At 63.4% G+C, this 25055-nt stretch carries 21 protein-coding genes; 13 read left to right on the forward strand and 8 right to left on the reverse strand.

Annotated features, from left to right (window positions below):
- The first annotated feature begins 47 nt into the window (after window positions 1-47).
- Complete coding sequence (locus BLT00_RS05770) at window positions 48-671, forward strand: TetR/AcrR family transcriptional regulator (RefSeq protein ID WP_092143228.1); 624 nt, start codon at window positions 48-50, stop codon at window positions 669-671.
- Window positions 672-751: 80 nt separating this feature from the next.
- On the opposite strand, the gene BLT00_RS05775 is transcribed toward BLT00_RS05770, so the two are convergent.
- The gene (locus BLT00_RS05775; protein ID WP_072345929.1) at window positions 752-1165 is read right to left on the reverse strand and encodes a CBS domain-containing protein; all 414 of its coding nucleotides are present in this window, start codon (window positions 1163-1165) and stop codon (window positions 752-754) included.
- Between the two features lie 558 nt (window positions 1166-1723).
- On the opposite strand from BLT00_RS05775, the gene nirB reads away from it, so the two are divergent.
- The 3 genes from nirB (at window position 1724) to BLT00_RS05790 (ending at window position 5262) form a co-directional block, all read left to right on the forward strand.
- Window positions 1724-4285: a nitrite reductase large subunit NirB gene (gene nirB / locus BLT00_RS05780; RefSeq protein ID WP_092143231.1), complete on the forward strand. Its 2562-nt coding sequence runs from the start codon at window positions 1724-1726 to the stop codon at window positions 4283-4285.
- Entirely contained in the window at window positions 4285-4671 is a 387-nt protein-coding gene (gene nirD / locus BLT00_RS05785; protein ID WP_092143234.1) for a nitrite reductase small subunit NirD, read from the forward strand. The genes nirB and nirD overlap by 1 nt, the downstream gene beginning before the upstream one ends.
- Before the next feature lie 150 nt (window positions 4672-4821).
- A complete protein-coding gene (locus BLT00_RS05790) occupies window positions 4822-5262 on the forward strand; it encodes a CBS domain-containing protein (protein WP_092143237.1) in 441 nt (146 codons plus the stop codon).
- A gap of 161 nt (window positions 5263-5423) precedes the next feature.
- On the opposite strand, the gene BLT00_RS05795 is transcribed toward BLT00_RS05790, so the two are convergent.
- Both BLT00_RS05795 and BLT00_RS05800 read right to left on the reverse strand, forming a co-directional pair.
- Window positions 5424-6461 (reverse strand): AraC family transcriptional regulator, encoded by a 1038-nt coding sequence (locus BLT00_RS05795; RefSeq protein ID WP_092143240.1) that lies wholly within the window; start codon window positions 6459-6461, stop codon window positions 5424-5426.
- The gene (locus tag BLT00_RS05800; RefSeq protein ID WP_092143243.1) at window positions 6458-7372 is read right to left on the reverse strand and encodes a GGDEF domain-containing protein; all 915 of its coding nucleotides are present in this window, start codon (window positions 7370-7372) and stop codon (window positions 6458-6460) included. Before BLT00_RS05800 ends, BLT00_RS05795 begins: the two co-directional genes overlap by 4 nt.
- A gap of 448 nt (window positions 7373-7820) precedes the next feature.
- Here BLT00_RS05800 and BLT00_RS05805 point away from each other — a divergent pair, with 448 nt between their 5' ends.
- The 5 genes from BLT00_RS05805 (at window position 7821) to BLT00_RS05825 (ending at window position 14475) form a co-directional block, all read left to right on the forward strand.
- Window positions 7821-10343, forward strand: coding sequence for a TonB-dependent receptor (locus tag BLT00_RS05805; protein WP_092143246.1), 2523 nt, complete (start codon window positions 7821-7823; stop codon window positions 10341-10343).
- Window positions 10344-10505: 162 nt separating this feature from the next.
- Window positions 10506-12431: a phytase gene (locus BLT00_RS05810; RefSeq protein ID WP_092143249.1), complete on the forward strand. Its 1926-nt coding sequence runs from the start codon at window positions 10506-10508 to the stop codon at window positions 12429-12431.
- Between the two features lie 64 nt (window positions 12432-12495).
- On the forward strand, window positions 12496-13203 hold the full coding sequence (gene tolQ / locus BLT00_RS05815; RefSeq protein WP_092143252.1) for a protein TolQ: 708 nt from the start codon (window positions 12496-12498) through the stop codon (window positions 13201-13203).
- A 13-nt stretch (window positions 13204-13216) separates the two neighbouring features.
- Complete coding sequence (gene tolR / locus BLT00_RS05820) at window positions 13217-13663, forward strand: protein TolR (RefSeq protein WP_092143255.1); 447 nt, start codon at window positions 13217-13219, stop codon at window positions 13661-13663.
- Entirely contained in the window at window positions 13660-14475 is an 816-nt protein-coding gene (locus tag BLT00_RS05825; protein ID WP_092143258.1) for an energy transducer TonB, read from the forward strand. Before tolR ends, BLT00_RS05825 begins: the two co-directional genes overlap by 4 nt.
- 164 nt (window positions 14476-14639) lie before the next feature.
- Here the strand turns inward: BLT00_RS05825 and BLT00_RS05830 are convergent, their stop codons facing one another.
- The 5 genes from BLT00_RS05830 to BLT00_RS05850 are packed head-to-tail and all read right to left on the reverse strand — an operon-like array spanning window position 14640 to window position 20191.
- Window positions 14640-15536 (reverse strand): helix-turn-helix domain-containing protein, encoded by an 897-nt coding sequence (locus tag BLT00_RS05830; protein ID WP_092143261.1) that lies wholly within the window; start codon window positions 15534-15536, stop codon window positions 14640-14642.
- A gap of 32 nt (window positions 15537-15568) precedes the next feature.
- Complete coding sequence (locus BLT00_RS05835) at window positions 15569-16036, reverse strand: response regulator (protein ID WP_092143264.1); 468 nt, start codon at window positions 16034-16036, stop codon at window positions 15569-15571.
- On the reverse strand, window positions 16033-18345 hold the full coding sequence (locus tag BLT00_RS05840; RefSeq protein ID WP_092143717.1) for an ATP-binding protein: 2313 nt from the start codon (window positions 18343-18345) through the stop codon (window positions 16033-16035). The genes BLT00_RS05835 and BLT00_RS05840 overlap by 4 nt, the downstream gene beginning before the upstream one ends.
- The gene (locus BLT00_RS05845; protein WP_092143267.1) at window positions 18342-19010 is read right to left on the reverse strand and encodes a response regulator; all 669 of its coding nucleotides are present in this window, start codon (window positions 19008-19010) and stop codon (window positions 18342-18344) included. Before BLT00_RS05845 ends, BLT00_RS05840 begins: the two co-directional genes overlap by 4 nt.
- The gene (locus tag BLT00_RS05850) at window positions 19007-20191 is read right to left on the reverse strand and encodes a sensor histidine kinase (RefSeq protein WP_092143270.1); all 1185 of its coding nucleotides are present in this window, start codon (window positions 20189-20191) and stop codon (window positions 19007-19009) included. Before BLT00_RS05850 ends, BLT00_RS05845 begins: the two co-directional genes overlap by 4 nt.
- 173 nt (window positions 20192-20364) lie before the next feature.
- Between BLT00_RS05850 and BLT00_RS05855 the strand changes: the two genes are divergently transcribed.
- The 4 genes from BLT00_RS05855 to BLT00_RS05870 all read left to right on the forward strand — a co-directional run bounded on the left by BLT00_RS05855 (window position 20365) and on the right by BLT00_RS05870 (window position 25020).
- A complete protein-coding gene (locus BLT00_RS05855; RefSeq protein WP_092143273.1) occupies window positions 20365-20886 on the forward strand; it encodes an SgcJ/EcaC family oxidoreductase in 522 nt (173 codons plus the stop codon).
- A 189-nt stretch (window positions 20887-21075) separates the two neighbouring features.
- On the forward strand, window positions 21076-21585 hold the full coding sequence (locus BLT00_RS05860; RefSeq protein ID WP_063321215.1) for a sigma-70 family RNA polymerase sigma factor: 510 nt from the start codon (window positions 21076-21078) through the stop codon (window positions 21583-21585).
- Entirely contained in the window at window positions 21585-22529 is a 945-nt protein-coding gene (locus tag BLT00_RS05865; RefSeq protein WP_092143276.1) for a FecR domain-containing protein, read from the forward strand. The genes BLT00_RS05860 and BLT00_RS05865 overlap by 1 nt, the downstream gene beginning before the upstream one ends.
- A gap of 67 nt (window positions 22530-22596) precedes the next feature.
- Complete coding sequence (locus BLT00_RS05870) at window positions 22597-25020, forward strand: TonB-dependent receptor (protein WP_092143279.1); 2424 nt, start codon at window positions 22597-22599, stop codon at window positions 25018-25020.
- Window positions 25021-25055 lie beyond the last annotated feature (35 nt).

The following is a 25055-nucleotide window of genomic DNA, read 5'->3' on the forward strand; positions in this document are numbered from 1 at the left end:
AGGTATGCTTAAGTTACGCTTAGTAAGTTACGGTTGGTAAAGTTAGCATGTCAAGCACTGACGAACATTCGCAGGCGTCACCTCGTCGTCGTTTATCCCGGCATGACCGGCAGCGCCAATTGCTGGATGTCGCCTGGCGACTGGTGCGGGAGGAGGGCAGCGACGCCCTGACGCTGGCGCGGCTGGCGGACCAGGCGGGGGTGACCAAGCCCATCGTCTACGACCACTTCATCACCCGGTCCGGGTTGCTGGCGGCGCTGTACCAGGATTTCGACGCCCGCCAGACCGCGTTGATGGACGCAGCCCTGGACGCCAGCGACGCGACCCTGCAAAGTCGGGCGGCGGTGATTGCTTCTTCCTACGTCGAGTGCGTGCTGTTGCAGGGCCGAGAGATTCCCGGGGTGATCGCGGCGTTGAACAGTTCGCCGGAGCTGGAACGTATCAAGCGCGAATACGAGGGTATTTTTCTCGACAAGTGCCGCGCGGTGCTGGAGCCGTTCGCCGGCACGAAGGGCATCACCCAGGCCGGTTTGCGGGCGATGCTGGGAGCGGCGGAAGCATTGTCCAATGCCGCCGCCACTGGGGAAGTCAGCGCTGACGAGGCGAAGGAAGAGTTATTGGCCAGTATCGTGGCGATGGTGACCAGGACCGCCGATAACCCTTCAAGCTGACCCACCGCTATCGCGAGCAGGCTCGCTCCCAGCGCAAAGTGCATGCCGGACAACCGCCTCGTGCTTGCTTCGGGGGTGTTTTAATGGGGCCGGGCCACACCACGCAGCAGATTGGCGCTGAGCTTGTCGGCATTGCAACTGGCGACGTTGGCCAGCGAGACCATACCCACCAGGCGCTTGTCGCGATTGACCACCGGCAGGCGGCGTTTTTCGATCTGGGCCATGTTCTTGGCCACATGGTCGATCTCTTCGTCTTCGAAGCAGTAGCGCACCTCATCGCTCATGATCCGACTGACCGGGGTGTTCATGTCCATGCCATCTGCCATGGCTCGAACCACCAGGTCACGGTCGGTGATCATACCGGCCATACGGTCGTCCTGATTGATGATCAGCGCACCGATGTCGGCTTGGCGCATGATTTGCGCGACTTCGCGCAAGGAAGTCTCGGGGGAGACCGTGCGTACTTCCCGACTCATGACTTCATTGATTTTCATCGCTGAATCTCCTTTTTCTCGGGTTGGACAGCAAGCCTCGATCCGGGCCGGGCAAGTCACCTGCGCGACACCGGACGGGGGCCTCACTTATTGTGAAAATCCGGGTGGGTGATGGTTCAGGATTTTTCCCGACAGGTTTGAATGGCTGCACTTTTATGAAGCCGCAGGCGGGTGATCGCACCATCGCAAGGCAGTGGGCGGTGCTTGGGAAACGGCGGAAGAGGCCGCTCAGCTCGCGGTGGCTGGGCCGACGGTTTCGCGGCCAGGCCCGCTCCCACAGGGGATCGTCGGCGAATGCGAGGTTGCCAATAGCGTTGCGGATTAGGTTTGGCACGCTCGCTGCAAGAGGCTATCCAGGCCCACCGTGAACACAGTCGAGTGGGCAGCCCCGTCGGTCAACGAAGATCGAGCGCCAGCAGGCCGGGGGACATCGGTAGGTCAGGGCGCAGTCGCCGGGCCGATACCGCACAGAACAGGCAAAGACGCCTGGAACCGCAAGGTTTCAGGCGTCTTTTTTTTGCTTTCAAAATCGTGATGGGCTTTTGTCGGGTGCTTTTTATGAATTCCAACGTTGCTTCTCTGAACAAGCTGCAAACGCTGATCGTGATCGGCAATGGCATGGTCGGCCATCACTGCGTCGAGCAATTGATCGAGCGCGGTGCCCTCAATCATTACCGTGTGCATGTGTTCAGCGAAGAGCCGATGCGTGCCTACGACCGCGTGCACCTGTCCGAGTACTTCTCGGGCCGCGATGCCGAGTCCCTGGCCCTTGGCGAAGCGTCGTTGTACCAGACCCCTGGCGTCACGTTGCACCTGGGTGTGCCGGTGCTGGAAATCGACCGTGACGCCCATCAGGTCGTTACCGCCCATGATCGCCTTCACTACGACAAACTGGTGCTCGCCACCGGTTCCTACCCGTTCGTGCCACCGATTGAAGGTGCCGAAGGCGATTCGTGCCTGGTCTATCGCACCCTCGAAGACTTGGACGCGATCCGCGCTGCCGCCAGCAATGCCCGTCGTGGCGTGGTGGTCGGTGGCGGCCTGCTCGGCCTGGAAGCGGCCAACGCTCTCAAGACCCTGGGCCTGGAGGCCCACGTGGTGGAATTCGCCCCCCGACTGATGCCGGTGCAATTGGACCCCCAGGGCGGCTTGGCCCTCAAGGCCCGTATCGAGAAGCTGGGCGTCGGCGTGCACCTGTCCAAGGGCACCCAGTCCATCAGCGCCGGTGAGCAGTACCGTTATCGAATGAATTTCGGCGACGACGATTTCCTGGAAACCGACCTCATCGTGTTTTCCGCCGGTATCCGCGCCCAGGATGCCCTGGCACGCCAGAGCGACCTGCAGATCGGTCCGCGCGGTGGCGTGGTGATCGACGACCATTGCCAGAGCAGCGACCCAGACATCTACGCCATCGGCGAATGCGCGGCCTGGAACGGCAGCATTTTCGGCCTGGTCGCCCCGGGCTACCAGATGGCCCGCAATGTCGCGGCCCGGCTGTGCGGCGAAAGCGCTGACGCCTTCACCGGGGCCGACATGTCCACCAAGCTCAAGTTGCTGGGTGTGGACGTCGGCTCCATCGGTGACGCCCATGGCAACACCCCGGGGTCGCGCAGCTTCCAATTCATCGACGAAACCAGCGCCAGCTACCGGCGACTGGTGGTGGACGCCGCCGGCAAGCGCGTGATCGGCGCGGTGCTGGTGGGCGACAACAGCTACTACGACACCTTGCTGCAATACATGCAGAACGGTATCGCCTTGCCCAAGGACGCTGCCAGCCTGATCCTGCCATCGTCCGAAGGCGCCCCGACCCTGGGGCCGGCGGCGCTGCCGGAAACCGCCACGATTTGCTCGTGCCATAACGTCACCAAGGGCTCGATCTGCTCGGCCATCGACGGTGGCTGCACTGATCTGGGCCAGCTCAAATGCGACACCAAGGCCGGTACCGGGTGTGGTGGCTGCGCGGCCCTGGTCAAGCAAGTGTTCGAGCATGAGTTGACTGCCCGCGGCGTCAGCGTCGACAAGAGCCTGTGCGAACATTTCGCCTACACCCGCCAGGAGTTGTATGCGCTGGTGCGGGTGGAAGGCATCATCAGTTTCGAAGAACTGCTGGCCAAGCACGGTCGTGGTCACACCGGCTGTGACCTGTGCAAACCGGCGGTGGGCTCGATCCTGGCGTCGTGCTGGAACCAGCCGATCATGGACCCGTCCCTGGTGCCGTTGCAGGACACCAACGACACCTTCATGGCGAACATGCAGAAAAACGGCACCTACTCGGTGGTGCCGCGTATCGCCGGTGGGGAAATCACCGCCGACAAGCTGATCGCCATCGGCGTGGTCGCCAAGAAATACGACCTCTACACCAAGATCACTGGCGGCCAGCGCATCGACCTGTTCGGCGCCCAGTTGCACCAGTTGCCGGACATCTGGGCCGAGCTGATCGAAGCCGGTTTCGAAACCGGGCATGCCTACGGTAAATCCACGCGCACGGTAAAATCCTGCGTGGGCAGCACCTGGTGCCGCTACGGCGTGCAGGACAGCGTGCAGATGGCCCTGACCCTCGAGGATCGCTACAAGGGCCTGCGCTCGCCCCACAAGCTCAAGTTCGCGGTGTCCGGTTGTACCCGCGAGTGCGCCGAGGCCCAGAGCAAGGACGTCGGCGTGATCGCCACCGAGAAGGGCTGGAACCTCTACGTGGCCGGCAACGGCGGCATGCGCCCACGGCATGCCGAGCTGTTCGCCACCGACTTGGATGACGAGACCCTGATCCGCTACATCGACCGCTTCCTGATGTTCTACATCCGCACCGCCGACAAGCTGCAACGGACCTCGGTCTGGCGCGAAAGCCTGGAAGGCGGCCTGGACTACCTCAAGGACGTGATCATCAACGATAGCCTAGGCTTGGGCGCCGAGCTCGAAGCCCAGATGCAGCTGGTGGTCGATCGCTACGAATGCGAATGGGCCAACGCCCTCAAGGATCCGGAAAAGCTCAAGCGTTTCCGCACCTTCGTCAACGACGGGCGCGGCGATCCGGATGTTCATTTCGTCCGCGAGCGCGGCCAGCGCCGGCCGGTTCACGCCCACGAACTCCACCTGATTCCCGTTACCGAGGAGGTGCTCTGATGAGCCAGTCAAACGTCGTTCGTATTCCTGTCCGCGATGTCGCTCAAGAACCGCTGCAATGGCGTGCCCTGTGCAGCCGTGACGATCTGGTCCCCAACTCAGGGGTGGTCGCCTGGCACGACGGCAGCCAAGTGGCGCTGCTGTACCTGCCCGAGCATGAGGAAAAGCCGCTGTACGCCATCGACAACCGTGATCCTAAGTCCGGCGCGAATGTCATCGGTCGTGGCTTGCTGGGCAGCATCAAGGGCGACCTGGTGATTGCCTCGCCGATGTACAAGCAGCATTTCCGCCTGGAAGACGGCCATTGCCTGGAATACCCGGAACAGCGCCTGCGGGTCTGGCCGGTGCGCCTCAATGGCGACGTGGTCGAGATCGGCGAAGACTGACCCGCTTCTGTGGCGAGGGAGCTTGCTCCCGTTGGGCTGCGCAGCGGCCCCACAATCTTGCGGGTGCTGCGCACCCGAGCGGGAGCAAGCTCCCTCGCCACAAGGGGTTCTCAAGCGAACGTATCAGGCAAGCTGCTAGGGGGATAAGCAATGAAAACCGCCGCTCAACTGGTGAAACTCAAAAGCGTGCAGCACCAGCAGGTCCACAGCATCGCTCCGGAACAGACGGTGCTCGAAGCGCTGCAAATCATGGCCGAGAAAAACGTCGGCGCGCTGCCGGTGATCGAAGACGGGCAAGTGGTGGGCGTGTTCAGCGAGCGCGATTACGCGCGCAAGATGGTGCTCAAGGGGCGGTCGTCGGTGGGTACGACGGTTCGCACCATTATGAGTGCCCCCGTGGTCACCGCCGACAGCCAGCAAAGCATCGATCGCTGCATGGAAGTCATGACCGACAGCCACCTGCGGCACTTGCCGGTGCTGGATAACGGGCAGTTGATCGGCCTGCTGTCCATTGGCGACCTGGTGAAAGAGGCGATTGTCGAGCAGGCGGATTTGATCCGGCAGTTGGAGCACTACATCCGCGGGCACTGAGCCCGCATTGTTCAAGTCAGAACGGCTGTTGTGGCGAGGGAGCTTGCTCCCGCTGGGCTGCGCAGCGGCCCCACGATTTCACAGTCGCTGCCCAGCCAAGCGGGAGCAAGCTTCTTCTCCACAACGGCTGTTCGCCGTAAGGCATTTCCACGCCAACAGCCTCACCCCAGCATCAACAACTGCCGAATCAGGTTCGGCGTGCTACCGGTCCAGCGCTTGAACGAACGACGGAAGTTCGCCGTGTCGTTGAAGCGCAAGTACTGCGCCACTTCCTCGTTGCTGAACCCCTTGACCTGGTACAGATACAAAGCCACATGGGTGTGCACCCGATCCACCTGTTGCTGGAATCCGGTGTGGTGCTTGTGCAGCTTGCGCTTGAGGGTTGCCGGGCTCATGGCGAAGGCCTGGGCGGTCTGTTCCAGGCTGAGCGTCTGCTGCACATGAGCGTGCAGGTAGTCGTAGATACAATCCAGAAAGCTTGAAGCGAAGCCCAGTTGATCAAGCTGTTCCCGGGCTTCGATCCGCGCCACCTGGCCGGCGGTGGCTGAAACGTTGGGCCAGGGCTGGGCGAGGCAGTGGCGGGGCAGGCGCATCAGGTCCAGGGGGCGGTCGAACTGGGTGTGCTCACCCAGGTGCACCCAATATTGCTCGACGTAACGCGGTTCGCTGTGGCGAAAGCTGCATTGCCAGGGCAGGCGTTCGCCGCTGAGCCAGGTGCTCATCGCCACCATCGAGGTCATACTCGCCTCCAGTACGAAGCGCCATTGTTCATCGGCGCCGCAGCTGTCAAGCCAATGGAGGTAGGCATAGTGCTCGTCCAACAGCAGCCTCGGGGCGGCCAGCGGGCTGAGCAGACCCTGCTGGTCGATCAGGGTTTGCAGGGCTTGATGCAGATTCTGCGCGTGGCGCAAAGCGTGGCTCGCAGGCCCGTAGTGGCCCGGCAACAGCCGCTGGCCAAACAGGAAACTGCTGTCGCTGGCATCCAGCAGGCGCCGGCTGTTGTCGATCAGGCCGAGGAACTGCTGCGGGCTGATACGGCTCTGGCCGGCGAGGATATCGTCGTGAAACAACCCGGTGCCGCGCAGCAGGCGATGGCTGTCGATGTCCCGCGACAGCGCCAGGTCGATCAGCGCGGCAGGCTGATAGTGCCCCGGAATGAAGCGGCTGTCGGTTTCGTACCAGCACGTCTTGAGCGTCATGCGCTTTTCGCCAATGTGGTCCGGGACTGGGCCAGCGCCAGGTTCAGGCGTTTGAGCAAGGCTTCGGGGGACTCGTCGAACGCCATCACCACCGCCGTGCTGGCGACCAGTTGCAACCGTTCGCTGTGTTGCCGGGTCTTGTGGGCCAGGCTGCGCACCGCAATTTCCAGCTCCAGGGCCAAGCGCCGGGCCTGGCTCTCGCCTGTATCGGGCAGCAGCACCACGAAGCGATCACCGGCCAGGCGGCACAGCAGATCCTGGCGCCGCAGGTTCAATACCAGCAACTGGCTGACGGCCTGCAACACCGCGTCGCCTTCGCCGTGGCCGAAGCGCTGGTTGATGGCGGTGAAGTTGTCAAGGTCCAGGGCTAGCAGCGACAAGGGTTGCTGGCGGCGTCGACTGTCTTCCAGGCTGGCGGACAGTTCGTGCTTGAGAAAGTCGGCGCCTCCCAGCGGCGTGAGTTTGTCGAACAGGCGATGCTCACGGAACAGCCGCTCGCGCTTCTCCATCTGCCCGTTGATCGCCAGTTGCTCCCGGTGCCAATGATAGATGCCGAGGGTCAACAGGATCATGCCCACCGGCATCGGCCCGGATTCGAGCCAGTGGTCCCAGGTGATGCTGTCGGGCAGGCGGATGAATTCATCGAGGCTGTCGATCCACCAGGAAAAGAAGATGCAGCCCAGGCCCAGGATCAGGTAGTTAGTGACCCGTCCGGTCGGGCGGCTTTTCAGCACCAGCCCCAACCAGACCAGCGCCAGCAGCGCTGAGCCACCTTCGCCGAGGATGTCCAGCCAGACCCATTCGGCGACGGGTTTGAGTTCGCCGCTGGCCAAGTGCAGGATCAACCCGACGTTGGCCGCCAGCAGGAGCAGGGCGAGTTTGAGGCAGTGCGGGCGCAGCACGGAGAACATGGCCGGAATCCTTTGGCAGAAGCGGAATGCGGCCCCAGCACAGCAGATGAATGTGACAGTGCGGTGACGGCGGGTGATGGGGTGGGGGAGGTCGAATCAGCTCATCGGTCATCTGGTTTTTTTGCGACAACACCGCCCCTGTGGCGAGGGAGCTTGCTCCCGCTCGACTGCGCAGCAGGCGCAGATGGTCTGTCTATCAGGACCGTGGCGCCTGGTTGTGGGGGCGCTGCGCACCCCAGCGGGAGCAAGCTCCCTCGCCACGGAGTTTCCGAGCGCGGTTCCAGTAGGTCATTTCAGCTCATTCCGGCTCGCCAGCCCCCCTAAATCAGCCGATTGCTGCCCCTCCAGCCAAACCCTGTCACAGAACCGTCATTCCGCACCCCTAGCGTGCCCTCCCAGTTGCCGGGCCATTGCCTGGCGGATTTCCGGATTCCTGGGGAGGACCACCATGTATCACCGCACAAGCACTGCCGGGCTCGTCGGTTTCACGTTCACCGCATTGGCGATGGCCATTGCCAGTGAGCGGCTGAGCGCCGCCGAGCAGGCGGCCACTGAACACGTTGAAGTGGTCGGCCAGGCGGCCAGCATCGACCAGGCCCTCAAGGAGCAGCGCAACGCCGACAGCATCAAGAGTGTGGTGCATGCCGACGGCGTGGCGCAGTTGCCGGATGAAAACGTCGCCGAAGCGGTGCAGCGCCTGCCCGGTGTCAGCGTCGAGCGCGACCAGGGCGAAGGCCGGTTTGTCAGCGTGCGCGGCCTGGGACCGGACCTCAATAGCGTGACCATCAACGGCACGCTGGTGCCAGCCCCGGAGAGCGAACGCCGGGCCGTTGCCCTGGATGTGCTGCCTTCGGAGCTGGTGCAATCGTTGTCGGTGATCAAGACCCTGACGCCGGACATGGACGCCAACTCCCTGGGCGGCACGGTGGACGTCAAAAGCCTCTCGGCCTTCGACCACAAGGGCCTGTTCTACACCGGCAGCAGCGAAGCCAGCTATGACAAGAACACCAGCCAGACCAGCCCGAAATTCTCCGGTGCCATCAGCGATCGTTTCAGCCTCGGCGATGGCATCGACAACTTCGGCGTGGCCGCGGCGCTGAGCTGGCAGAAGCGTGACTTCGGTTCGGACAACGTCGAAACCGGCGGCGCCTGGGATTTCGAGCAAGGCTCGCGCCTCGAAGAGTTCGAACTGCGCGACTACGACATCCGTCGCGAGCGGGCCGGTGGCGGGTTGAACTTCGACTACAAGCCCGACGACTCCAGTAGCTATTACCTGCGCACGCTGTACAGCCGCTACAAGGACAGTGAAACCCGCAACGCCGCCAGCATTGCCTTCGAAGACCCGCAAGCCGCCGGTGAATTGGGGGACGCCGAGGGCGAGCGCAAACTCAAGCAACGTGAAGAAACCCAGGAAATTCAATCCTACGTGCTCGGTGGCGAGCGCCTGTTCGGGCTCTGGACCCTGAGCGGTCAGGGCGGCTATAGCCAATCCAGCGAAGACAGCCCCGGCCACATCGCCGGCGCCACTTTCGAAGGCATCGACGGTTTCAACGGCGGCTTCTACGACAACGACAAGCCGCGGCCGATCATCGGCTCGGGGTTCTACGATCCCGCCAACTTCAGCCTCGACAAGGTGGATTGGGAGGAGCAGAAGACCACCGACACCGAGAAAAACCTGCGCCTGGACCTGGCCCGGGACTATGATCTGCGTGGCTACGCGTCCCAGGTCAAGTTCGGTGGCAAAGTCAGCCGACGTGACAAGGACAACGACCTCAATGCCTGGGTCTACGAGGATTTCGACGACCTGGGTTTTACCGACGAGCAGTTGAACCTTGGGCAGTTCCAGAAAGGCAACGTGGATTATCGCCTTGGCCGCTTCGGCCCGGGTATCAGCGCCGATGCGATCAAGCAGTTGCTCGGCGGTCTGAATCGCGATCAGTTCTTTGACGAGCAGGAGTCGCGAGTCAACGACTTCAAGATGAGCGAAGACATCAACGCCGGATACCTGATGAACACCGTCGATATCGATGACTGGCGCTTCATCGCCGGCATGCGCTACGAAGGCACGGAGTTCGACGCCAAGGGCACCGGCGCCACCGACGGCGTATTCACCGACACCGAGACCCGGCGCAAGTATCACCACTGGTTGCCGGGCCTGCACGCCCGCTATCAACTGGACAAGAACACCCAGGTGCGTGCGGCCTGGACCAAATCCGTGGTGCGTCCGACCTTTGGGCAGTTGGCGCCGGGTTTTGTCATCGACGATGACGAGGCCACGTTCGGCAACCCGGAGCTCAAGCCGCTGGAATCGAGCAACCTGGACCTGGGCATCGAGCACTTCATGGGGCACGCCGGCACGGTCTCGGCCTTCGTGTTCTACAAGGACATCAAGAATTTTGTCTACAACACCGACCTGGCCGGCACGGGCGCCTGGACCGATTTTTCAGAGGCCCACAGCTACGCCAACGGCGACAGCGCCAAGCTGTACGGCCTGGAATTGGCCTACTCGCAAAAGTTCGACTGGCTGCCAGCACCTTGGAATGGCCTGCTGCTCGGCGCCAACACCACCTTCAGCCGTTCGGACGCCGAGATCGAAGGCTTCGACCAAGCCAGTGGTACCCAGCGCAAACGTAGCATCGACTTGCCGAACCAGTCGGACACGGTCGGCAACCTGATGTTGGGTTGGGAAAACGACAAGCTGAGCCTGCGGCTGTCGGCCAACTACAAATCCGCGTACCTGTTCGAGCTGGCGTCCATCAGCGACCGCGACCATGACCTGCATGTCGATGCCCAGACCTTCGTCGACTTCAGCGCGCGTTACTCGCTGACCAAGAACCTGCAAGTCAGCCTGGAAGCCCAGAACCTCACCGACGAGCCGTATTTCGTCTACACCGGCCACCGCTCCTACAACGGCCAGTACGAAGAGTACGGCCCGACCTACAAGCTGGGGCTGACCTTTACCCATTTCTAGGTGCCGATGCAGATCACCTGTGGCGAGGGAGCTTGCTCCCGCTGGGCTGCGCAGCAGACCTGTTGTGTGGGCGCTACGCACCCAAGCGGGAGCAAGCTCCCTCGTCACAGGAATAGTGAACATGCCATTTCTGAAGTTGGCCCAATGACAAGGATTTTCCCGTTGATCACGATGTTTTTCTTACCCAAGCGCTGCCTACTGGCGATGGCGCTCAGCCTGGCATCAACTGCCGCGCTGGCGGCTGCTTCAGCGCCCAAGCTAAAGCTGCAACCCTGGCCTCAAGCCGAACAACGGTCGATCAACGCCCTGGCATTCCTGCCTGGCCCTTCGACGACCGAACGCCTGGCCAGCGCCCGCGAGGGCCTGTTCTTGCTCGATGCCCAGGGGCGCGAACTGACGCGCCTGAAGGGCACCTTCGAAGGTGTCGATAGCCGTGCCCAGGGCGAGAACGTGCTGGTCGCCAGCCTCGACAGTGAGCGCCAGCAAGCCATGGTCGTCAGCCTCGATCCACAAAGTCGCCAGTGGAGCACGCCGCTGTACCTGCCCACGCGGGACTTCCCGGTCAACGGCCTGTGCCTGTACCGCGACGAGGCGAGCAATCTGTTTGTGTTCCTGGTCGGCGAGGAAGGCAAGGGCGAGCAATGGCTGGTGGGCAATGGCGAGCGCCTGAGCGACACCGCGCAACGGGTGCGGGGCCTGCCGTTGCCGCCGGATGCCAAGACCTGCCAGGTGCAGGACAGCGCTAATCAATTGTTCGTCAACGAGGAGCGGGTGGGGTGGTGGGCCTACCCGGCATCCTCTGAGGCCGAGACCGTGCGGGTGCCCGTGGCGATGCGCGCACCGTTCGGCGAGCTCCAGCAACGCGCCGGGGCCATGGCCGTGTTGCCGGGAGGCCTGTTGGGGCTGGACCCGGAAGCGGCGCGCCTGCATGTGTATCAGCAGCAGGGAGAGGGTTGGAGTGCTGAAGCCAGTCTGCCGCTGCCGGGCCTGAAGGAGCCGGAAAACCTCGCGGCGCGGCTGACGAAAAGTGGCATCGAAGTGCTGCTGCGCGACGATGACAACGGTCACCTGTACCAAGGCGAAATCAGCTGGAAACCCACGCCAGTGCCTTTGCCGCCGGTACTGCCCACTGTGGCTGCCATCGTCCAGAGCGAACCGGTGGCCCGCCAGGGCGATGCCGCCGATGACCCGGCGATCTGGGTTCATCCGACGACGCCCGGGCTGAGCCGGGTGTTGGGCACCAACAAGAAGCAAGGCCTGCTGGCCTATGACCTGCAAGGCAAGCTGCTGCAGGAACTGGCGGTCGGGCGCCTGAATAACGTCGATGTGCGGGCGAACTTCAAGCTGGGCACGCAAACCGTCGATCTGGCCGTGGCCAGCAACCGAGATCGCAACAGCTTGAGCCTGTTCAGTATCGACCGCGCCAGTGGCGAGTTGCGCGAAGCGGGCGAGATCATGACGTCATTGCAGGAAATCTACGGCATCTGTTTGTTCCAGCCTGCCGAAGGTGAGCTGTATGCCTTCGCCAACGGCAAGGACGGGCGCTTCGTGCAGTACCGCCTGAGCGCGCCGGACGGCGTGGTGAAAGGCCAGTTGGTGCGCCAGTTCAGCGTCGACAGCCAGCCCGAAGGTTGCGTGGCAGATGAGCGGCGCCAGCGTCTGTTTCTCGGTGAAGAGGATGTAGGTGTCTGGGCGGTGGATGCCCGGGCCGACCAACCGGCGACCTTGAACAGTGTGATCAAGGTTGGCCCCTTGTTGCACGCCGACGTTGAGGGCATGGCCTTGTACCAGGCCAACGGCCACGACTACCTGGTGATCTCCAGCCAGGGCAACGACAGCTACCTGGTGCTCGATGCCGAGCCGCCTTATGCCGTGCGGGGCGCCTTCCGGGTCGGCCTGAATGCTGCCGCGGGCATTGATGGCGCGTCGGAAACCGATGGCCTGGAGGTGACCTCGATGAACCTCGGCGGGCCTTGGAGCCAGGGCATGCTGGTGGTCCAGGACGGACGCAAGCGCATGCCCGAACAGACCCAGAACTTCAAGTTCGTGCCCTGGGCCGACGTGGCGAAAGCGCTGCGCCTGCCTTGAGCGACGCTGTCATCAACCGGTCACGAACATTTCATCGAATAACCGCCAGACAGGAGTTTCAACCATGCAAGCCACTCTGGAACACATGACGATCTGGGGCCTGATCAGTGACGCGAGCCTGCTGGTCAAGGCGGTCATGCTCACGTTGCTGCTGGCCTCGCTATTGAGCTGGTATCTGATCATCCAGCGCAGCGCCGTGCTGCAACGCAACGAGCGTCAGCTCAACGGTTTCATGCAGCGTTTTCGCAGCACCCAGGATCTGTTGCCCTTGTACCGGGAACACGCACAAGTCCGTGAAGAAGACGCTGGTGTCACGCCGATTTTTCAGGCGGGTGTGCTGGCCTTCACTCAGCTCAACCAACCTTCAAGCACGCCAGAAGTGGTGCTTGAAGGCGTCGAGCGCGCGCTGCAAGTGGCGATCAGCGAACAGGAAATACAGCTGGAAAAAGGCCTGCAATTTCTCGCCACCGTCGGTTCGGTCAGCCCCTACATCGGCTTGTTCGGCACTGTCTGGGGGATTATGAATGCCTTTATCGGCCTGTCCCAAGTGCAACAGGCCAGCCTTTCCACCGTGGCACCGGGCATTGCCGAAGCGTTGATCGCCACGGCCATCGGCTTGTTCGCGGCGATCCCGGCGGTCATTGCCTATAACCGTTTTGCCGCTCGCGGCCAGACCCTGCTGACCCGTTACTACGCCTTTGGCAACGAGCTGCAGGCGCGTCTGCACCGCAAGCTGCACGGTGCACCGGTAAACCTGGCCACGGCCGCTTGAGAGGAGAGGGCAGATGCTCGTCAAGCCACAACGCAAGCACGGTCCCAAGGCCGAAATGAACGTGGTGCCGTACATCGACGTGATGTTGGTGCTGCTGGTGATTTTCATGGTCACCGCACCGATGCTGACCCAGGGCGTGAAGATCGAACTGCCCAAGGTCGCCAGCCAAGCACTGGCCAACGATAGTCGCCAGCAAATCCTCACCCTGTCGGTCAAGGCCGAGGGCGGTTACTACTGGAACCTGGGCGGTGAGCTGGACACCCGCCACGCTACTGACAGCGCCGTGGATCTGGAGCAGATGCGCGTGAAGGTGGCGCAGGTCGTGGCCGAGCGCAGCGATACCCAGGTGTACATCCGTGCCGACGAGCATGCCGATTATGGCCGGGTCGTTGCAGCCATGGCCGCGTTGCAGCAGGGCGGCGTGAGCAATCTGGGACTGGTGACCGAGGCGCCGCAATGACGGCGATGATCATGCACAGGCCCTCCTTGAGCGTGCCTGCGCTGGGCCGTCGCTTCTGGAAAAACGGCCTGGCGGCGGGGCTCGCCGTGGCCCTGCACGCGGGTGTGGTGGCGTTGTTGGTGCTGGGTTGGAGCGTGGAAAAGCCAGCCGCCGAGGCACCCCGGGTGTTGCGCACGCAACTGGTGATGTTGCCAGCGCCGCCGGTGCCCGAAGCGCCCGCACCGGCCGCTGTCATTCCTGTAGCACCGCCATCGGCCGAGCCGACTTCGGCGCCGGTAGAAGCGCCGCGTCCCGTTCCCAGCCAACCTGTTGTCGATCCGCGTGTCCAGGCACAGAAACTGGAGCAGGCGGCCCTGGCCCGCAAACGGGTCGAGGAGCAAAAGCGCGAGCAACAGGCCCAACAGCAACGCGAACGCCAGGAAAGCGAACGACGCAGGCAAGACGCCGAGCAGCAGGCCGCCGAACAACAGCGTCAGGCCCGGCAGGCGCAAGCACTTGCCGAGCAACGCCAAGCCGAGCAGGCGCGCCAGGCCGTCGCCGACAGCCGCAGCTACCAACCGCTGAGCAAGCAAGCCCCGGACTATCCACAACGCGCCCTGGACAAGGGCCTGGAAGGCGATTGCACCGTGGAATACAGCGTGACGCCGGACGGGCGGATCGATAACCCCAAGGTGCTCGACGGTTGCCACCCATTGTTCATCCGACCGTCCTTGGCTGCCGCCCAGACGTTTCGTTATCAGCCGCGGATCATCGATGGCAAGGCGGTGACGGTGCCGGCGGTGCGCAATACCTTTCACTACCGGATCAAATAAACGCCGTATCTAGACATCGGCCAAGAACCCCATTGTGGCGAGGGAGCTTGCTCCCGCTGGAGCGCGCAGCGGTCCAAAAATCTTGCGCTCGCTTCGCAACCGAGCGGGAGCAAGCTCCCTCGCCACAGGGGATTGTTTGGTCCGGGGACATGGTTGTGTGGTCCTTACTTGCGGTAATGACTTGGCGCCACACCCACTTCGCGGCGGAATACCTGGGAGAAGTGACTGGCGCTGCCATAGCCAACCTCCAGGCCGATATCGATGACGCTGCGCTCGGTTTCCAGCAGCAGTTGCCGGGCCCGGGCCATTCTCAGTTGGATGAAGTATTGCGAAGGTGATCGCCCGGTGGCGCGTTTGAACAGGCGGCTGAAGTGGTATTCGCTCATACCGATGGCTTGGGCCAGGTCACCGAGGCTGAAGGGTTCGGCCAGGTGTTGTTCCATTAACTGGGTCACCCGCTTGAGCTTGAAAGCGGGCAGGGCGTTACGTCCGGACATGTCGTCGGCATTGGCATCCAGATAATGCCGCGCCAGGTGCACCGCTACGCACTGAGCCACGCCCTGGATCAGCAAGGCACTGGTTTCACCGCGCCGGGTCAATTCCGTCCGAATCTGTTCGAGCAAGGCCGAAAGTGCTTCATCCCGCCCGCCAGAGACTTCCCGCAGCTGGATCGCGCCGCTGCCGCCGGCTTCGGCAAGGGCGCGTTCCAGCAATGCCAACCCCAGGTACAGATGCATGACCACAAACGGCTCGCGACTGGTCACTTGCCAGCGCATCTCATAAGGAACCGGGGATGTGGTCAGGAAAAAATCTCCGCTGCCCACGGTATTCGCTTCCCACGCCTCGTCGGCAACGCGCTCCTCGACGATGGCTTCCCCGGACAGCACCCAGACGAGCAACGGTTCGGCCACTGCCGGCACGACGATGTGTGCTTCGCTGCGCTCACGGACGAAGATCTCGACCAGAATCTCCTTGGCCGATACGCCGTCGGACGTCGCCAGGCGCTCGCCGCGAATGTGTGCCTGCAGGCCGGTTGCCGATGTTCGTTCAGTGACTTCCATGCTTCGCATGCCTCGATGGAACGGCCGCCAGGTCAAGCCGGGCCGGCAGCAGGACGGTGCTGGCGCAACAGTTCGATCTGCTGGGGCGGGATCAACTCGCGCAACGCCTTATAGAGCGCGCGAGTTTCGAGCAGGTTCCAGATGCGCAACATGGTTTCCAGCGCGTCCAAGGGTTTGCTGATGAAATCCCGGGCGCCGAGGGCCAGGGCCCGCAGGCGCGTGTCTCGGGTCGCATCGGCAGTCAGCACCAGGATCGGCAGGTAATCATTGGCCGGAATGCGCCGGTTGAGTTGCTCCAGCACGGCAAAGCCGTCGAACGCCGGCATGTGCAGGTCGAGGATGACCAGGTCCGGCTCGAAGCTGTTGAACAGATCGAGCGTGCGCAAAGGTTCGGTGCTGCTCAGCACGTTGTGCAACCCTTCGCGGGCCAGCAGTTGTTCCATCAGGTCCAGGTTGGGGCGCTGATCGTCGACGATCAGGATGCGCAAGTCGCGATTCATGCGGGCTCCGGTAGATAGTGCTCGAGGTGGCCCAGGAAGGCCTGGATATGAATAGGTTTGGTCAGGATCGCCGTGGCGCCGGCGTCACGCAGGGCGCGGTGGGTCAGGTCGCTGGCATCGGCGGTGATCATCAGCACGGGCGTGGCGGCGGTGGCCGGGGACTGGCGCAGGCGGCGCAGGACTTCCAGGCCTTCGAGGTCAGGCAGGCTGACGTCCAGCAGGATCAGTTGCGGGCTGTGCTGGCGAGCGAGGTCCAGGCCCATCTGGCCTTGCATGCTCGACAACAACTGGATGCCCGGGCGGCGTTGCATCAGGGTTTCGATCAGGGCCAGGCTCGACAGGTTGTCTTCGATGCACAGGACTTTGCCGTGATAGTCCAGAGGCGAACGCGTCACCGCCAGGGCGGCGATGGGTGGCAAATGCGCGCCAACTACCTGGGTGCCGGGCAGTTGCAGGGTGAAACAGCAGCCGTGTCCGGGCTCGCTGTGGACCTGCAGGTTACCTTGCATCATTTCCAGCAGGCTCTTGCTCAACGACAACCCCAAGCCAGTGCCTTCGACCTGGGGATCGGCACCCAGGCGTTCGAAGGGCTTGAACAGTTGGTCCAGCTGTTCCGGGGCAATGCCATGCCCCGTGTCGTTGACGGCGATGCTTACCTGATGGGCCTGGACGCTGACTTCGATGCGCACCTCACCGCCGGGCCGGTTGTACTTGATGGCGTTGGACAGCAGGTTGAGCAGCACCTGCACCAGGCGCTGGCGGTCCGCGAGCACGCCGCTGTCGTCGGGCAGCGCTGGCAGCTCGGCCAAGTGGATCCCGGCGTCGGCGGCCATCGGTGAAACCAAGGTCAGGGCTTCGTGCAGCACCGTCGACAGGGCGATCGGCTCGATGTTCAGCGGCAGGCGCCCGGCCTCGATCCGGGCAATGTCCAGCACCTCGTTGATCAGCGCCAGCAAGTGCTGGCCGGCCCGCAGGATATGGCTGACCTGGGGGCGTTGGCCAGCCGTGGAGTCCATGTCCAGCAATTGAGCAAAACCGAGGATGGCGTTCAGTGGCGTACGCAGCTCATGGCTCATGCGCGAGAGAAACTCGCTCTTGGCCCGGCTGGCGCTTTCGGCTTCTTCGCGGGCGGTACGCAGGGCGATCTCGGCAGCGCGTCGGTCGGTGATGTCGCGGGTGATCTTGGAAAAACCGCGCAAGGCGCCGGTGCCATCGTATTGGGCGGTGATGACCACGCTGGCCCAGAAGCGGCTGCCGTCCTTGCGGCACCGCCAGCCTTCTTCCATGTAATGACCGTCGCGGGTGGCTTCGCGCAAGGCCATGTCCGGGTGCGCCGGGCATTCCTCGGCCAGGTAGAACAGGGAAAAATGGCGGCCGAGGATTTCCTGCTCGGTGTAGCCCTTGATCCGCTGCGCGCCGGCGTTCCAGGTGGTGACGTAGCCTTGGGCATCCAGGGCGAAGATCCCGTAGTCCTTCACGCCATCGATGATCAGCCGCAAGCGCTCCTCGTTGTCGCGCAGGGCCCGCTCGCGTTCGGCGAGCAACTGCCCGGCCTCCACCAGGCGCGTGCCGAGCTGGCCTATTTCGTCCTGCTCCGGCGGTTGCGGCAACAAGGGTTGGCCCAAGGCCAGGCGCTGGGCGTTGCCTTGCACCTGCTGGACGCGGGCGACAATGCCCTTGGACAGGAACAGCACCGCGACAATCGCCCCCAGCAGCCCGCACACCGCCGCCAGCAAGGTGGCGAACAACAGGCGCATGCGCGTGGACGAGGCGGCGGCGCTGCGGTCGGCGAGCAGGGCGTCCTCGCGGATGCGCATGGCGCTGATCTGCTCGCGCAGCACATCCAGCACCTGTTTGTTTTCGATCAGGATCGCGGTGATGGCCTCGGGGTCGTCGCGCTTGCCGTTGCGCAACGCGAGCAGACCGTCGAGTTTGTCGGCGATCAGCGGGGTGATGGTCTTGAGGTGTTCACGCATCCTGGCATCGCGAATGTTGTGGTCCAGGCGCTGCAACGCCGCGTGGATCAGCGGCGTGGCCTGTTCGTAGCTGGGCAGGAAATCTTCGCGCCGGGTCAGCAGATAACCTCGTACGCTGGCCGCTGCCTCGGCCAACAGGGTATGGACTGTCTGGATATCTCCCTGGACCAGCAGCACCCGGCGCACGTCCTCTTCGGCCCGCGCGGTCTGGCGTTCGGTGATATAGATCAGCACCAGCGACAGCAGCAGGACCACCAGGGGCAGGGAAATCACCACCAGGGCCTTGCCTCGCAAGGGCAGGTCGGCCCAGCGGCGGGCGGCGAGAAACCTCATGGCCATTGCCCGGAGGGTTGCGCCACCAGGCCCAGGGCAACGCCGCGCACGGCGGCCTGGGTCCGGTCGGCGGCGCCCAGTTTGCCGATGACTCGCTCTACGTGGGCCTTGGCCGTGCCGGGCGCGATGCCCAGCTTTTCGCCGATTTCACGGTTGCTGAAACCGCCGGCCACCAGACCCAGGACCTGGCGCTCTCGGGCGGTCAGGGCCTGGACTTGAGTGGCGCCATTGGCACCGCGCTCGGCCATGCGGCGCAGCAGGCGCGCGCTGACCGAACTGTTCAACGCCTCTTCGCCCTGGGCGACCCGTTTGAGGGCGTCGAGCACTTCATCGCGGCTGGCGTCCTTGAGCAGATAGCCGACCGCGCCCGCACCGATGGCGGCTTCGAGGTGGTCTGGGCTGTCATCCATGGTGAAGATCACGACTTTGATTCCGGGCTGGCGCTGTTGCAGGATCCGCGCCGCGCCCAGGCCGTTGAGGACGGGCATGCGGATGTCGAGAATCGCGATGTCCGGCTGTAGCCGCTCGCACAGGTCGAGGGCTTCCTGGCCGTCGCGGGCCTGGCCGACGACCTCGAATCCCGGGTTGCCGGCGAGCATGCTGATAAACCCGGTGCGGGTGACTTCGTGGTCATCGGCCAGCAGCAGGCGCAAGGGTAGGTTCATGGGTGTCCTCCGTGCGCCGGTAGCGGCACGCTGGCCAGCAGTCGGGTGCCGCCGCCGGGCTGGCTGCAACAGCTCAAGTGGCCGTCCAGCAAGTGCGCGCGTTCCTGCATGGCGGCCAGTCCCAGATGGCAACTGCCATTGGTTTCGATGGGTTGCTCCAGGGCAAAGCCACGGCCGTCGTCCTCCACGCGCAGGCAAGCGTGGCCGTCTTCTACCGCCAATCCCAAACACACGTGGCTGGCCTGGGCGTGCTTGAGGATGTTGTTGATGCCTTCCTGGGCAATGCGAAACAAGGCGATCTCCGTGTGGCCCGGCAGGCGCGCGGTGCTGTGTTCGACCCAGGTCACCGTCAGGTCCGCGTCACGCAGGCGGTCGGCTTCCTTGTCGACGGCTTTGTACAGGCCGAAATCATCCAGCACGTGGGGGCGCAGGCCACCGATCAGTTGCCGGCCCTCGCCAACGCAGCCTTGGGCCAGGTCGAGGATGCTTTGCAGCTCGTTGGCCAGTGCAGGCGGTAGCGACGGGCAGCGACCGGCGAAGCCCTGCAAGCGCTGATGCAAACCGGCGAGGTTCTGCGCCAGGCCGTCGTGCAGGTCGTAGGCCACGCGCTTGCGTTCGTCTTCCTGGGCGCTGAACAGGCGGTGGACCAACTCGGACATGGTCCGCTCGCGGGCCTGGAGTGCTTCGAGCAGACGGCTGTTCTCCAAGTGCGCCGCCAACAGCGTTGCCAGCAATTGCAGCGATTCGATGTCTTCGTTGTCCGGCGCGCCGAGGGCCACGCTGTTACCCAGCAACAACGCCCCGAACGCTATACCGTCGGAGGCCCGCAACGGCACCCGCAAGACCTGGGGCAGGGCGCTGCCGGGCGACTCCAGCCATTGTGGGCCGGGCGTTTGTGGCCGGGCCAGGTTGGCGAGCAGCTCGAGTCGCTCCGCGCTGCCGTGGCTGGCGAGGGTGCGCAACGGGTGGTCCGGTGCCCACTCCAGCAGCAGGCCATGGTCCATGGCCATGAACGCGCACGCCCGTTGCAGTGCACGCTGGCGCATGGCCGACAGGGGCAGTTGCGTCAGTTCATGGCCGGTGCCCAGCAGCAGGCCCAGGCGTGCGGCGCGGCTTTGCGACTGGCGATATTGGCTGCGGATGGCCAGGGCGCTGCCGGGGTCATGGGGTGGGCTTTGCATGGGGAACTCCAGCGTGGAAGAGGACCGGTCCGGTTCGCGGTGGCGTCATTAGAACGTGTCACCGGCACCGGGCCTATCTGCCGAACGGCATAGGCGATTGGCACCGGTTGGCCGATGGCGAAGGCAGGGAAGGCCGGCAAAGTGGAGCCATTGAAACCCAAAGGAACGCTTTGATGAAAATGAAAACCTGCGCCATTGCTGCTTTATTCCTGCTGGCCGCACCGCTTGTCCAGGCGCTTGAGGCTACGCCTTATGTGTATCGCACGGTGGCCGAGCAGCCCAAGAATGTGAATGACCGCGAGATCGCGGCACTGTTCGACCGCTGGAACGCCGCGCTGCAAACCGGTAGCGCCACAGCCGTGACCGGCCTCTACGCCCCGGATGCGATTTTGCAACCGACTGTTTCCAACAAGGTGCGCAACACACCGGCGCAGATCCAGGATTACTTCGAGCATTTCCTGGCCGGCAAACCGGTCGGGCAAATCAACTACCGGGAGATCCGCCATCTGGGCCCCGATGCGGCGATGGACAGTGGTGTCTATACCTTCACGCTCACCCAGGCCGACGGTTCCAAGCGCGAGATCCAGGCGCGCTACACCTTCCTCTATGAGCGCCTCGATGGCCAGTGGAAGATCATCAACCATCACTCATCGGCCATGCCCGAGGTGGCGAAGACCTTGCACGCCAGTCACTGATCGCACTGCTCGCCCCCACAGGTTTCCAAATCTGCCCTGTGGCGAGGGAGCTTGCTCCCGCTGGGCTGCGTAGCCCCCCCCAATCAATCCCATCCCCTGTTTAGACACACTTTGTATAAAGAGCTTGGATTAACGCGCGAACATTAATTAGAATCAGTCTCATTTAAGACTTTGCGCAGGCTTCTGGACATGTGTGATGCAGTTACGCCGACGGAGCATTCCCTCCATGCGTTGTACCGTGACCACGGTAGTTGGCTGGAAGGCTGGCTGCGACGGCGCATGGGCAATGCCTGGGATGCGGCGGACCTGCGCCAGGATACCTTCCTGCGGGTGCTTTCCAGTTCCCAGACATTGGCTGACCTGCAAGAACCCCGGGCTTATCTGCTGACCGTTGGCAAACGTCTGCTGAGCAATTTCTACACCCGGCGCAGTCTGGAACAGGCGTATCTCGACGCCCTGGCGAGCCTGCCCGAAGCCTGCGCACCGTCGCCAGAGCAACGCTGGCTGCTGCTGGAAACCCTGCAAGCCCTGGACGAACTGCTCGATGGCCTGCCGCCCCTGGTGCGGCGGGCTTTTCTCTGGAGCCAACTTGAAGGCCTGGGTTATCGCGAGATCGCCGAACGCCTGCACGTGTCCGAACGCACCGTGAAACGCTACATGGCCCAGGCCTATGAGCATTGCCTGTTGGTGGACTTCTGATGCGCTCGGCCCCTTCACCCGAAGCCCGCGAAGCGGCGCGGGCGGCGGCTCGCTGGTTGACCCTGATGGAGTTCGACGCAGATGCATTCGACTCGGCGGCCCTGCAACGCTGGCGCGACAGCAGCGCTCATCATGAGGCGGCCTGGCAGAAGGCCCAGCGATTGCGCCAGCGCTTTGCCGGGGTGCCCGCGTCCCTGGGCATGGCAACGCTGGACCGCCCAGTGCTGGCTCGGCGCGAGGCGCTCAAACGCGCATTGGGCGTCGCGGCATTGGTCCCGACCGCTTGGTTGCTGGGGCGAGAGCTGCCATTGGAGGCCTGGCGCGCTGATTTGCACACCGCCACGGGCGAGCAACGGCGCTGGTCGCTGGTCGATGGCAGTGCGCTGCAACTGAACACCGACAGCGCCGTTGACCTGGACCTCAAGACGCATCGCCTGGTGCTGTTGCGCGGCGAAATCGCCCTCACGCTCGCCGGGCGCACGCCGCTGTCCGTTCAATCACCCTACGGGCTCATCACCGTCGGTCGTGGCGAAATCTGTGTGCACCTGGGCGAACGCGATTGCCGGGTGTCGGTGGTCAGCGGCTCGGCACAACTGCAACCCTTGCGCGGGCCATTGCTGAGCCTGGAAGCAGGCCAGCAGGTCAACATCCAGGACTCGGGCGCGGGGCCAGTGAAGGCGTTCGACGTGGCACAGCTGGGTTGGCGTGACGGCGTATTGGTTGCGCAGGACCAGCCACTGGGGCATTTCCTGCGGGAACTGAGCCGCTATCGCCCCGGGGTGTTGCGTTGGGACGAAACCCTGGAGCCCCTGCGAATCACAGGCAGCTTCCGCCTGGACAATACCGACCGAATCCTCACGCTGCTTGCGGCCAGCCTACCGCTGGACGTGCACATGCGCACACGCTACTGGGTCACGTTGACACTTCGCAAAAATATGGCCTGAGGCCTGTCCCCTTTTTTTGTCTCGCTTGTCATTCAAGGCAACTGAACAAAAATGAGAGCGCTTTCCAATGTCCGCAGTTGCACCTTTGCTTTTGCGCCCGGCCTTTGCCGGCTGGCGTCCGCTGTTGAACCTGAGCCTCATGCTGAGTTTGAGCGCCAGTCCATTCTTTATCTCATCGAGCCTGGCCGAAGATGCCGACCGGCGCAGCTACCAGGTGCCGGCTGGCAGCCTCGGCGTGGCGTTGACCCGGTTTGCCGGGCTGGCGGGCGTCAACCTGTCGGTGGACCCGGCCCTGGTGAGTGGTCGCAACAGCGCCGGCCTTTCGGGTGAGTTCGGGGTTGAGGAGGGGTTTGCCCGGCTGTTGTCGGGCTCGGGCCTGCAATTGCAAGCGGTGGGTGAGCAGGCCTATATCCTGACGCCGGCACCGGAACGCGGCAGCCTGCAACTGGCACCCACCTCGATTCTCGGCGCCACGGCGTCGACGGACAGCCCGGCGTATGCCGGTGGCCAGGTTGCTCGTCGCGGTTCGCAAGGCTTGCTGGGCTCGCGGGACTTCATGGAAACGCCGTTCAGCATGACCACCTATACCAGCGCGGTGGTCAAGAACCAGCAGGCGCGTACCTTGGGCGACCTGATCGCCAGCGACCCCTCTGTCCGCGCCACCAACCCGGCGGGCGGGCGCTACGAGCAGTTCACCATTCGTGGTTTCAGCCTGTTCAACAGTGATGTGGCGTACAACGGTCTCTACGGCATCTTGCCGACCTACACCATCGACATGGAGATGGCCGAACGCGTCGATATCCTCAAGGGCCCGAGCCAGCTTATCAACGGTATCTCGCCGCGGGGCAGCGTGGGGGGCGGGATCAATGTGGTGCCCAAGCGTGCCACCGACAAGCCCATCACCTCGTTCACCGGCAGCTATGCCTCCAACAACCAGCTTGGCGGTGCCGTGGATGTCGGTCGGCGTTTTGGTGAGGATGACAAGTTCGGTATCCGTTTCAATGGCGTGAAGCAGGCGGGCGATACCGAATGGGATCACCAGAGCGTGGACCGCGAGATGGCGGTGCTGGGCCTGGATTTTCGCGGTGAGCGCCTGCGACTGTCGACGGACATCGGCCACACCGAGCGTAACACCGACGCGCCCCAGGAGCGCGTGCAGGTGGGTGCCAATGCACAGGTTCCTCACGCCAGTGACGTACGTGACAACTACGCCCAGTCCTGGAGCAAGGCACGCACCAAGGACACCTTCGGCGCCGTGAACGCTGAATTCGACGTCAACGATTCCGTCATGCTGTATGGCGGTGTCGGCGCGCGCAAAAGCGAGCATGACTTCCTCAGGCACAACGTTTCGGTCATCAACGACGCCGGTGACTTCACGGTCCAGCCCCGAGATTTTACCCGCGACGAAAATGTCCGCACGGCCACGGCCGGGGTGCGCAACTGGTTCCATACCGGTCCGGTGAGCCATGAGGTCAACCTGGCGGCCAGTTATTTCTACATGGACTTCGAAAATGGCGGCGCCCGCTACGCCAACGGTCGCAGCAACCTGTATGACCCGGTACAGACCCCGACGCCGAGCAACCCGACCCGACAGGACGACAAGGTCTATACCGAGAACCGCTTCAGTGGCGTGGCCTTGTCCGACACCCTGGGGCTGTTCGATGATCGCTTGCTGCTGACCCTCGGCGCCCGCTGGCAGCGGGTGAAGGTTGACGACTGGACGAATAACGTCAAGGGCGACACCGCCTACGACGAAGAAAAGGTTTCGCCGTCGGGCGGCATCTTGTTCAAGGCGACCGACAAGCTGTCGTTGTATGCCAACTACATGGAAGGCCTGAGCCAGGGCAAGATCGCGCCGTCGACATCGGTGAACGAGGACGAGATTTTCCCGCCATTCATCAGCCGTCAGGTCGAGGTGGGCGCCAAGTATGATGCCGGTCCGTTCGCCGTCACCGCCGCCCTGTTCCGGATCAAGCAGCCGGCCTATGCGACCGACGCGACGACGCGTGTCTTCGGCCCGAACGGCAAGCGAGAAAACACCGGCGTGGAGTTGAGTGTGTTTGGCGAACCGCTGAAGGGAACCCGTTTGCTCGGCGGCGTGATGTACATCGACAGCGAACTGACCCAGACCACCAACGGCACTTTCGACGGCAACCGCGCACCGGCCACGCCGAAGTACAACGTCAACCTCGGCGCCGAGTGGGACGTGCCGACGCTACAGGGCCTGACCTTGACCAGCCGTGGCATCTATTCCAGCTCGCAGTACCTGGACCAGTCCAACACCAAGGAAATCGATTCCTGGGAACGTTTCGATGTGGGCGCCCGCTATGCATTCAAGGTCGACGAAAAACACATCACCCTGCGGGCCAACATCGAAAACGTGGCAGACAAGCGTTACTGGAGTTCGGCCGGCGCGTCGGATGACAGTGAGCCTGGCTTGACGCTGTCGACCCCGCGCACCTACCTGCTTTCCGCGACGGTGGATTTCTAGGCCGAAGTGCCGCTCCAGGGAAGGAGCCGCCTGGG

Origin of the sequence: Pseudomonas sp. NFACC51, from assembly GCF_900103575.1 — a bacterium.
GTDB lineage: Bacteria > Pseudomonadota > Gammaproteobacteria > Pseudomonadales > Pseudomonadaceae > Aquipseudomonas > Aquipseudomonas fluorescens_Q.

Bases quoted from the DNA above. Each gene is read 5' to 3' on its own strand.
- BLT00_RS05770 (WP_092143228.1), top strand. From the start codon at position 48: ATGTCAAGCACTGACGAACATTCGCAGGCGTCACCTCGTCGTCGTTTA.
- BLT00_RS05775 (WP_072345929.1), bottom strand. From the start codon at position 1,165: ATGAAAATCAATGAAGTCATGAGTCGGGAAGTACGCACGGTCTCCCCC.
- nirB (WP_092143231.1), top strand. From the start codon at position 1,724: ATGAATTCCAACGTTGCTTCTCTGAACAAGCTGCAAACGCTGATCGTG.
- nirD (WP_092143234.1), top strand. From the start codon at position 4,285: ATGAGCCAGTCAAACGTCGTTCGTATTCCTGTCCGCGATGTCGCTCAA.
- BLT00_RS05790 (WP_092143237.1), top strand. From the start codon at position 4,822: ATGAAAACCGCCGCTCAACTGGTGAAACTCAAAAGCGTGCAGCACCAG.
- BLT00_RS05795 (WP_092143240.1), bottom strand. From the start codon at position 6,461: ATGACGCTCAAGACGTGCTGGTACGAAACCGACAGCCGCTTCATTCCG.
- BLT00_RS05800 (WP_092143243.1), bottom strand. From the start codon at position 7,372: ATGTTCTCCGTGCTGCGCCCGCACTGCCTCAAACTCGCCCTGCTCCTG.
- BLT00_RS05805 (WP_092143246.1), top strand. From the start codon at position 7,821: ATGTATCACCGCACAAGCACTGCCGGGCTCGTCGGTTTCACGTTCACC.
- tolQ (WP_092143252.1), top strand. From the start codon at position 12,496: ATGCAAGCCACTCTGGAACACATGACGATCTGGGGCCTGATCAGTGAC.
- tolR (WP_092143255.1), top strand. From the start codon at position 13,217: ATGCTCGTCAAGCCACAACGCAAGCACGGTCCCAAGGCCGAAATGAAC.
- BLT00_RS05825 (WP_092143258.1), top strand. From the start codon at position 13,660: ATGACGGCGATGATCATGCACAGGCCCTCCTTGAGCGTGCCTGCGCTG.
- BLT00_RS05830 (WP_092143261.1), bottom strand. From the start codon at position 15,536: ATGGAAGTCACTGAACGAACATCGGCAACCGGCCTGCAGGCACACATT.
- BLT00_RS05835 (WP_092143264.1), bottom strand. From the start codon at position 16,036: ATGAATCGCGACTTGCGCATCCTGATCGTCGACGATCAGCGCCCCAAC.
- BLT00_RS05840 (WP_092143717.1), bottom strand. From the start codon at position 18,345: ATGAGGTTTCTCGCCGCCCGCCGCTGGGCCGACCTGCCCTTGCGAGGC.
- BLT00_RS05845 (WP_092143267.1), bottom strand. From the start codon at position 19,010: ATGAACCTACCCTTGCGCCTGCTGCTGGCCGATGACCACGAAGTCACC.
- BLT00_RS05850 (WP_092143270.1), bottom strand. From the start codon at position 20,191: ATGCAAAGCCCACCCCATGACCCCGGCAGCGCCCTGGCCATCCGCAGC.
- BLT00_RS05855 (WP_092143273.1), top strand. From the start codon at position 20,365: ATGAAAATGAAAACCTGCGCCATTGCTGCTTTATTCCTGCTGGCCGCA.
- BLT00_RS05860 (WP_063321215.1), top strand. From the start codon at position 21,076: ATGTGTGATGCAGTTACGCCGACGGAGCATTCCCTCCATGCGTTGTAC.
- BLT00_RS05865 (WP_092143276.1), top strand. From the start codon at position 21,585: ATGCGCTCGGCCCCTTCACCCGAAGCCCGCGAAGCGGCGCGGGCGGCG.
- BLT00_RS05870 (WP_092143279.1), top strand. From the start codon at position 22,597: ATGTCCGCAGTTGCACCTTTGCTTTTGCGCCCGGCCTTTGCCGGCTGG.